At 62.4% G+C, this 7,729-nt stretch carries 8 protein-coding genes; 1 reads left to right on the top strand and 7 read right to left on the bottom strand.

Going from position 1 to position 7,729, the window contains the following annotated elements; translation table 11 throughout:
• Nucleotide 1: 1 nt before the first annotated feature.
• The 6 genes from phnC to B7L71_RS11185 form a co-directional block, all read right to left on the bottom strand.
• Complete coding sequence (phnC, locus tag B7L71_RS11210; RefSeq protein ID WP_081138009.1) at nt 2-886, bottom strand: phosphonate ABC transporter ATP-binding protein; 885 nt, start codon at nt 884-886, stop codon at nt 2-4.
• Nucleotides 887-994: 108 nt separating this feature from the next.
• Nucleotides 995-1,975: a phosphate/phosphite/phosphonate ABC transporter substrate-binding protein gene (gene phnD / locus B7L71_RS11205; RefSeq protein WP_081138007.1), complete on the bottom strand. Its 981-nt coding sequence runs from the start codon at nt 1,973-1,975 to the stop codon at nt 995-997.
• 108 nt (nt 1,976-2,083) lie between these two features.
• Nucleotides 2,084-3,832 (bottom strand): bifunctional diguanylate cyclase/phosphodiesterase, encoded by a 1,749-nt coding sequence (locus B7L71_RS11200; RefSeq protein ID WP_081138006.1) that lies wholly within the window; start codon nt 3,830-3,832, stop codon nt 2,084-2,086.
• Nucleotides 3,833-3,956: 124 nt separating this feature from the next.
• Nucleotides 3,957-5,318 carry a sensor histidine kinase gene (locus B7L71_RS11195; RefSeq protein WP_081138004.1) on the bottom strand — a complete coding sequence of 454 codons (1,362 nt, stop codon included), beginning with the start codon at nt 5,316-5,318 and terminating at the stop codon, nt 3,957-3,959.
• Complete coding sequence (locus tag B7L71_RS11190; RefSeq protein ID WP_016915872.1) at nt 5,315-5,989, bottom strand: winged helix-turn-helix domain-containing protein; 675 nt, start codon at nt 5,987-5,989, stop codon at nt 5,315-5,317. Before B7L71_RS11190 ends, B7L71_RS11195 begins: the two co-directional genes overlap by 4 nt.
• Nucleotides 5,990-6,001: 12 nt before the next feature.
• Nucleotides 6,002-6,364, bottom strand: a complete 363-nt coding sequence (locus B7L71_RS11185) for a PepSY domain-containing protein (RefSeq protein ID WP_081138002.1) — start codon at nt 6,362-6,364, stop codon at nt 6,002-6,004.
• Between the two features lie 123 nt (nt 6,365-6,487).
• On the opposite strand from B7L71_RS11185, the gene B7L71_RS11180 reads away from it, so the two are divergent.
• On the top strand, nt 6,488-6,964 hold the full coding sequence (locus B7L71_RS11180) for a PepSY domain-containing protein (RefSeq protein WP_081138000.1): 477 nt from the start codon (nt 6,488-6,490) through the stop codon (nt 6,962-6,964).
• Nucleotides 6,965-7,053: 89 nt separating this feature from the next.
• Here the strand turns inward: B7L71_RS11180 and B7L71_RS11175 are convergent.
• A partial coding sequence (locus tag B7L71_RS11175) for a Glu/Leu/Phe/Val family dehydrogenase (protein ID WP_249273243.1) occupies nt 7,054-7,729 on the bottom strand: 676 nt, incomplete at its 5' end.

Here is a 7,729-nt window from a genome sequence, read left to right as displayed (position 1 = left end):
CTCATAGCGCGCCTCCACTGGCGACCTGGGCGAGCGGCCGCGCGTCATGGTGTGCTTTGGCTGCCGACGTGGGCGCTGCCGATGTGGGCGCAAGGGCTACCTGCGATGGCTCATCTTCTTCGTAGGCGGGCTCGGGCGTGGTGTCCCAGTCCTCTTCCCCATAGATGGTGGTGAGGATCTCGCTGGTGAGTTCGCTGGGCTTGCCGTCGAAGACGATTTGTCCGGCACGCAGGCCCACAATGCGGTCGGCAAACTGCTGCGCCAGAGCCACGTCATGAATGTTGATGATGGCAGCCAGCTCGCGCTCGGCGCACAGCTCGCGAATCAGACGCATGATCTGGCGCGAGGTTTTGGGGTCCAGGCTGGCGGTGGGCTCATCCACCAGCAATAACTTGGGGCTTTGCAGCAGTGCGCGGGCGATGCCGACACGCTGGCGCTGGCCACCCGACAGCGCGTCGGCGCGCTTGTCGATGGCATGGGGCAAGCCCACCCGCTCCAACAGGCGAAATGCTTCAGCAACGGCTTCCTGGGGGTAGCGGCGCAAGAAGCTGCGCCAGAAGCCGACATAGCCCAGCTGGCCCGACAGCACGTTTTCCATGACGGTCAGCCGGTCGACCAGGGCATATTCCTGAAAAATCATGCCCATGGAGCGACGTGCGTGACGCAGGCGGCTGCCCGACAGCTTGGTCAGTTCGGTCTCTTCCAGGCGGATACTGCCCTGGCTGGGCTCCACCAGACGATTGACGCAGCGGATCAGGGTACTTTTGCCTGCACCCGATGGCCCAATCAGCGCCATCACCTGGCCTTTGGGCAGCGATAGGTGAATATCGGTCAGCGCGCGGTCGCCCGTCGGGTAACGCTTGCCAACGCCAGTGAGTGTCAACATGGGGAGTGCCTCGTTTGCTTGTCGCTCAAAACGTTCAACTGACTCGACCCCATAACGCGTCGGCCAGAAGGTTGCCCTCCTGGCCGACAGGGTCACGCAGCGCTGGAATCAATCGCAGTCGTAAGTGACGCCATTGGCATCGGCAATGGTGCGGATGACCGACCAGTGCTCTTCATAGCTGATGGGGATGAACTGCGCTTCGCCAGAGTTCTCGAACTCCGCCTGCAGGGCGGTGCCTTCCCAGTCGTAGCTGAAGAACGCATCCTGAATCTGCTGCTGCAGTTCGGGCGTCAGGTTGTGGGCGGTGCCGTATGCCGTGGTGGGGAAGGTTTCGGAGGTGTAGATCACCTCGTAATCGCCCTCGTTGATGACACCCCGTGACAGCATGCGATGGGCAACGGAGTTGGCAATGGCTGCGGCATCGTAATCCTTGTTGATGACGCCCAGGATGGAGTTGTCGTGGGAGCCGGAGAAAGCCGTCTCGAAGTCATCACCGGCTTCCAGACCGTACTCGGAGCGCAGCAGCGCGGACGGTGCGCGGAAGCCCGAGTTGGACGTTTCGGAAGTGAAGGCCAACTGACGACCCTGCAGGTCTTCCATGCCGTCGATACCGCTACCGGGGTAGGTGATGATCTCCATTTCGTAACCGTAGCTGCCATCTTCGGCCGCCATGATGGCGAAGGGACGGAAGCCGCCACAGTTGACCGCTACCGGTACGCCACCGGTGTTGAAGCCAGCCACGTGCAGACGGCCAGCGCGCAGCGCTTCCTGCTGGGCAGCATTCGACTGCACCGGGAAGAACTGAACGCGTTTACCCGTCGCTTCGCTCAGGTGATCCAGGAAACCCGCCCATACGTCGGCGTAGACCGCCGGGTCTTCAACCGGCGTGTAAGCAAAGACCAGCGTGTCCGGATCGACCCACCGAGACTCATCGCTGGGGATATCGGCCACCATGTCGCCATCGTTGTCCACGTAGCGTGAGGAGAGGTCGGCAGCCGCATTCATCGCACTGAAAGCGAAGGCACTGGCAACGGCAGCACTGATCAGGGTGCGCGAGAGTGACACGGTAGAGAGACGAGAGGATTGCATGGATCACCTAACGGGGTAGTGAAGAGGTGGATGTATCCTGACGCCCCAGGATGACAGCGGCGAGTCTGGCGGATGACACCCGCGTGAACGGACTGCCGCCCTGTCGGCTCACGGCCCCACGCAGCAGCCACGCCGTTCCACGAACAGGCTGTTCCCGGCAATCTTCTTCGCCTGATGCTTGAGTTCGGAGAGTTGGCTGGCAATGTCCAGGGCTTTGCAGTGGCCCGGGTCACTGATGGGCTTGACGGCCACCGACACGCTGACGAAAGGGAAAAAGCTGACGCCTCCCTGACGGCTTTCGATGGAAAGCCCGCCTCTCTGGCGGTCCTCTTCTTCATAGAAGCTCGGTGCCATGACCTCGAAGGAGGCCAGAATCTGCTGGCACACGCTCTCCCAGTGCTCCAGCGGTAACAGCATCATGAAGTCGTCGCCACCGATATGCCCGATGAAGCCCCCCGCGCTTTCCACCTGAGCCTGCAATAGCCGCGACAGCGAGATGATCACATGGTCTCCGCGGGCATAACCGTAGGCATCGTTGAACGCCTTGAAGTTATCCAGATCCACGTAGGCAGCGGCAAAGCCATTGCCCTGGCTCAGATAGGCCGTGAGGGTTTCATTGATCAGGATGTTACCGGGCAGCCCGGTGAGTGGATTGGCATGGCGCGCCTGACGCACCTGGATGGCGGTGATCTCGCGCAGCAAATCGACGATATTGCCCATACCCAGATACTGCCCTTCGCCATCGACGATGACGAAGTCCTCCTGTTCGATGTCGCGGCTGTCGGTCAGCTGCTGGCTCAGCGTCTCCAGGGGCATGTCGGCGGCGGCCACCAGCATCTTGCGATCGGCGATGTCCAGCACGCAGCGCTTGGCGTACAGCGAATGGCTATAAGGGTTGGTGAACAGCGTCAGGAACCCGTTGCGCCGCACCACGGCAATGGGCACGCCCTGTTCGATCACGGCCACGCAGCGCAGATGCGGCGTTTCACGAAACCGTTCCGCCAATGTGGGCACTGACACACTGGGCGCCACGGCCTCCACGCTGCGCAGGATGGTATGCGCCGTACGCCCAGCGGGAGTTTTCAATTGCGTGGTGGCGGGCAGCAGCGTATTGAGCTGAACAGGCGGCTGAACGCTGGGACGTGCGAAGTAGAAACCCTGCAACAGCGCCAATCCACGGTCCAGCTCCCACAGGCACAGGTGCTCTGCCGCGGTTTCGACCCCTTCTGCGATGAGCTGGCAGTCGAGGCTTTTGGCGACGTCCAGTATCGAGCGCAGAAACTCCCGCTTGGCGGGCTCCTGATCGATGCCGGAAATGAAATGGCGGTCCAGCTTGACGAAATCCGGGCGCAGCTCCGCCCAGTGACGCAGGCTGGAGTGACCGGCCCCCAGGTCATCCAGGGCCACCTGAAACCCCATGTCGCGGTAGTGGGCCACCGCCTGGCGCATCAGGTCGTAATCGTGGATGGGCACGTGCTCGGTCAGCTCGATCACCACCCGCTCAGGCGGCAGGCCACTCTCCTGAATGAAGCCCAGCGTCAGCCCCTCGCGGAAATCACGCTCGACGATGGTCAGCGGCATGACGTTGAGGAACAGCAGCCCAGGGAGTGCGAGTTCGGCAAAACGGCGAATGGCGAGCCGTCGGCAAAGCAGGTCCAGCTCCACCAGCAGCCCGGCCTGGGTCGCCACATCGAACAGCCTTAGCGGTGAATGCAACGGAGAGGTGCTGGGGCCACGAATCAGCGCTTCGTAGCCATAAATGGCCTGCTGATTGGCATCGACAATGGGCTGAAAAAGTACGTGCAGCTCTTCTGCCGCGATAATCTGGTGAAGCCACTGGGTTTCTTGTGCGGTCATGTGCCTGCTGCCCTGTCAAACGTCAACGATCCCTATGACTTGTCAACTCCATCAGGAAGGTGCCAGGGCAGCAAGCGTGCGTCATTTACATGACATTTTCATGACGAACCATCGGTTGGCCCCTTCATGCCAGCACGGGTAGTTCGATCACCACCTGCAGCCCGCCCGCTTCGGCGCGCTGCAGGCGCATCTGTCCGCCATACAGGGCCACCAGATCGGCCACGATGGCCAGCCCCAGCCCGCTCCCGGAGCGCTGCTCATCCAGCCGTTTGCCGCGCTGCACCGCCGCCTGGCACTCCTCGGCGGTCATGCCGGGGCCGTCATCGCTCACCGTGAGCCTCAATACGCCTTGCTGCGCCTGAAAGCTCACATGCACCGTCTGGCTGGCCCAGCGCAGGGCATTATCGAGTAAATTGCCCACCATCTCCTGCAGGTCCTGGTCGTCCATGTGTACTCGCATCTGGCTATCCACACGCTGCGTCAGGGTGATGTGCCGCCGCTGAGCGAGACGCGCCAGCCCGTTCATCAGCGGCGCCAGGGTGGCCTGCAGGTCAATGGCGGCGAAACGCCCGCTGTCCCCGGCCGCCGAGGCCCGGGCCAGGTGGTGACGCACCGCGTTGTCGATACGCGAAAGCTCTACGTCCCAGGTGGCTCGGCTGTCGCTGGGCAGCTGCTTCACCAGCAGGCGCATGACGCTGAGCGGCGTCTTGAGGGCATGAGCCAGATTACCGGCGGTATAGCGACCGCGCTCGATCAGCCGCTGGTCGCGCGCCAATACGGCGTTCATGGAGCTGGCCAGGGTGGCCAACTCTTGCGGCAGCCGGGTATCCAGTTGCGCTGCCCGTCCCTGCTCCACGTCGCGCAGGTTGGCATTCATGCGGCGTAAAGGCGCCAACCCCCAGCGCACCTGGAGCGCCAGCACTCCCAGCAACACGGCACCAAGCCCCAGCAAGCCTAGCCACAGCAGACGCTGAAAAGCCTGAATCTCGGCCACCAGAACATCGTCCCGGGCGGCCACGCTAACGTGCAAAGGCGATTCCAGGGGGGCCAGATAGATATCCCGCTCCACCACTCTCAGCTGCTGCCCTCTTGGCCCCGGCACGGTACGCGCCGAGAGCTGTTCGCTGTGGGTCACGGGCAGCCGCTGATCCCATAGCGAGCGCGACGCTACCGTGTGCTGCTCGCTGTCGGTGATTTGCCAATACCAGCCCGAAAACACATGCTCGAAACGGGGATCGCCCAAGCCACGTTCGTAGCGCAGCTGTTCACTCAGGGGGTCGTAGGCGACCCCGGCAATGATCACGTTGAGGGTTGCTTCGAGACGCTCGTCGAACGCGCTCACTGCGGCGCTACGATAGTGATGGGCCAGCAGCCCACCCGCCACCGGCAGGGCCAATAGTACGATCAGCAGCGCTGCCAGCAGCAAGCGCAGATGAATGGAGCGGCTGGCCCAGCGTTGCCGCCAAGGCTGCCCGGCAGCGCTCATGGTGTGTCAGGCTCATCGGCCAGCAGGCGATAGCCTTGGCCGCGCAGGGTGGCAATACGCCAGGCACCCAGCTTGCGTCGCAGGCGGCTGACCTGCACGTCGATGACGTTGGAGTCGGGCTCGTGGTCACGGTCATAGACGTGCTCCGAGAGCTCGCTGCGGCTTACTACCCGCGGCGCGGCATGCATGAGATAACTCAGCAGACGGGTTTCCTGGGCGGTCAGGCTGACGGGCCTGCCCACCAGGGTAACGTGCTGGGTGTGGGTATCCAGGCTCAGCTCGCCTACCCGCAAGACCGGATGGGCGTGGCCATGGGTGCGTCGCACCAGAGCGCGCAGCCGAAACAGTACTTCAGCGGGCTCGAAAGGCTTGGTCACGTAATCATCGGCTCCGGCGGTAAAGCCTGCGGCCTTGTCGGCCCAACGCTCACGAGCGGTCAAGATCAGCACCGGCAGGTCGATGCCATCTTCCCGCCAGGAAGAGAGCCAGCGGGTGCCATCGCCATCCGGCAGGCCGATGTCCAGAATCACCGTATCGTAGGCTTCCGTACGCACCAGAAAGTCGGCTTCCTGACCATTTTCGGCTCGTTCGACGATCCAGTCGCCTTCACGCAGGGCCTGGCTCAGCTCACGGGCAAGCGCCTGGTCATCCTCTACCAGCAAACACTTCATCACGCCATCCTTTCAGGGGTTACGCTGCATCTCGCGAATGCGGACACCTTCGATCTTCATCAACTGGCCGCTGTGACCATCGAACTCGAACTCGACCACCTGGCCCTGGGGGCCCAGCATCTTGATCTCATACTCCACCAGCCCGTCGTCCCGGTCGATCTCGATTTCCAGAATATCGCCCATATAGTTGACTTCCAGCCAGTCCAGAATCGTCTCCAGCGGCACCACATCGCCACGCCCTACTTCACCGTGCAGCGCTTGCCAGGGCTGGTCGCCAATGGCGTTACCCATCCAGGCCAGCGCCAGCGCGCAGGCCACCACCCGAAGGCGGAGCCAGGTGCGCAAGGAGCGTAGGAAAGCGGTCGTGGTTTTCATGGTGCCAGCATGCCAAAGTCAACATGAACGGTAGATGAATGACTTTGTCAGCTTCCGGTAAGACCCCAGCTGCTATAACTGTCTCGTCGCTTCAACTGACATATCGTGAAAAAGGAGCTTGTGATGAACGCCATGAAAAAAATGCTGATGATTCCTGCCTCTGCCCTGCTGTTGAGCGCAGCCGCCAGCACCGTGTATGCCGATACCCAGCCGGTGGACCGCATCGACGACATTCTGACCTACGCCAGCGATTATGGTTTTACGCACTATGAAGAGATCAGCATCAAGAGCCGTGGACGCGCCGAAGTCGAAGGCTGGCTGGACGATGAGTGGTACGCTGATGTCGAGTTCTCGCTGGATAACGGCGATACCCTGAAGGAAGAGCGCAAGCGTCTGATCACCGGCGCCTGGGGCATGAGCGAAGACGATGTGCGCCAGGCGCTCAATATCGCCAGCCAGGAAGGCATGATGGAGTTCGAGGAGATCGAGATCGACAAGAACGGCACCATCGGCATCGAAGGGCGCGATCAGAACGGTCGTGAGCTGGACATCAAGATGCGTCAGGGTTCGTTCCAGGTCACCGAGATCGACCGCGACTGATACGCGCGAGCAACCTTGCATGGCGGGCCCTGGTGGCCCGCCTTTTTCATGCCATCGTCATGGCGTCATGACGTCATCGACACCGTGGACTAGCGGCAGTCCTGGCAGTTGCCGCGGGCCATGATGGCCTCGGCAATCCGCTCGATGCCCTGGCAGTAGGCCGCGTGACGAAACGACACCTGCTCTTGCTCGGCCCGCTTGAGTACCCGGCTTGCCTCGCGCTCCAGCAGGGTATCCAGCCGCTCGTTGACCTGCTCTTCACTCCACTTTTCACCAGCGCGATTCTGCAACCACTCGAAGTAGCTGACCACGACCCCGCCGGTATTGACCAGTACGTCGGGCAGCACGTCCACGTCGCGCTTTTCGAGCGCCCGGTCGGCGTCGCTGGTCAGCGGGCCGTTGGCGATCTCCAGGATGGCGCCTGCCTGCACCTCGGCCACGTTGTCACCATGCACCTGATTCTCCAGCGCGGCCAGGGCCAGCACATCCACCTCCAGCGCCAGCAGCTGCTCGCCACTCAGGGCTTTCCCCTGCTGACTTTTCGACAGCTTGCCGTGGGACTGCTTGTCCTTTTTCAGTGCTTCGATGTCCAGCCCGTCCGCCGCATAGCGGCCTCCACTGGAGTCGGAAACCGCGACCACGCGGTACCCTTCGGCACTGGCCAAACGGGCAAAGTGGTACGCGGCGTTGCCGAAGCCCTGCACCGCCACGGTGGTCTCTTCCGGCGCCCGCTCGCGCTGCGCCGCCCACAGGTCGAGCACCTTG

This window comes from Halomonas sp. BC2, from assembly GCF_002078115.1.
Classification (GTDB): domain Bacteria; phylum Pseudomonadota; class Gammaproteobacteria; order Pseudomonadales; family Halomonadaceae; genus Vreelandella; species Vreelandella stevensii.
Note: the sequence above shows the minus strand (reverse complement) of the source record. Positions and strands in the feature narration are given on the sequence as shown.